At 37.8% G+C, this 1,123-nt stretch carries 1 protein-coding gene; it reads left to right on the forward strand.

Annotation, left to right across the window (positions count from 1 at the left end; genetic code table 11):
• Window positions 1–1,116: IS30 family transposase (locus H4J75_RS19575; RefSeq protein WP_182223053.1), on the forward strand; the 1,116-nt coding region annotated here is incomplete at its 5' end.
• Window positions 1,117–1,123 lie beyond the last annotated feature (7 nt).

A 1,123-nucleotide genomic window follows, 5' to 3' on the forward strand; every position in this document is an offset into this window, starting at 1 on the left:
TTAATGTGGGAAAAATACCAACAAGGAAGTACGCTTAATGATATAGCTCGATTGTTTGACCGACATCATCCTTCTATATCCCGCATTATAGCGGCGACTGGAGGTATACGACCTAACAACAAACAAAGGGCAAAAAATCATTTAACATTGGATGAACGTGAAGAGATTTCTCGTGGTATTTCAGCCAGCCTATCAAGGAGATCTATAGCTACTAAGCTCAACCGTCCACCATCAACTATTTGCCGTGAAATTAATCGTAACGGTGGCTATGATAAATATCGTGCTGCACATGCAGATAAAGCTGCATGGAAAAGAGCAGAGCGACCTAAAACATGTAAGTTAGCATTAAATAAAAAGCTAACTCTTATTGTCGCTCGCAAACTAAAGTGCGCATGGTCACCACAACAAATAGCGGGTTGGCTACAAAGAACTCATCCTAATAATGAAGACTTTCAAGTGTCACATGAGACGATATATAAAACGTTGTATATTCAAACAAGGGGCGCATTAAAAAAAGAACTACAAAAATGTTTAAGATCAAAGCGCATCATGCGCTACTCCCGCCACGCCACACTAAAAAATAAAGGACATGGGAAAATATCAGATGGACTCACAATCGGTGAAAGGCCTGAGTCAGTAGAAGATAGAGTTGTTCCTGGACATTGGGAGGGAGATTTAATTAAAGGTTGTAATAATAGCTATATTGCAACCCTTGTAGAGCGTCATTCACGCTATGTAATGCTTGTTAAAGTTCAGGATAGTAAAACTAAGACGGTCATAAAAGAATTAATAAAAAATGCTAAAAAGTTACCAAGAGAAATGTATAAATCCCTCACATGGGACAGAGGTTATGAAATAACTAATCACAAAGAATTTACGATAGCGACAAAAATTCCAGTATATCTTTGTGATCCTTATTCTCCTTGGCAGAGAGGATCAAATGAAAATACTAATAGGCTAATCCGACAATATTTCCCCAAAGGAACTGATTTATCTATACACAGCCAACAAAAGTTAAGCAGTGTTGCGAGAAGACTTAACGAAAGACCAAGAAAGACGTTAGAATATGAAACACCAGCAGAGAATTTTAATCTATGTGTTGCATCCATCATTTGAACTCAAG

It is taken from the genome of Colwellia sp. BRX10-1, assembly GCF_014077545.1.
In the GTDB taxonomy this organism is placed as follows: Bacteria; Pseudomonadota; Gammaproteobacteria; order Enterobacterales; family Alteromonadaceae; genus Colwellia_A.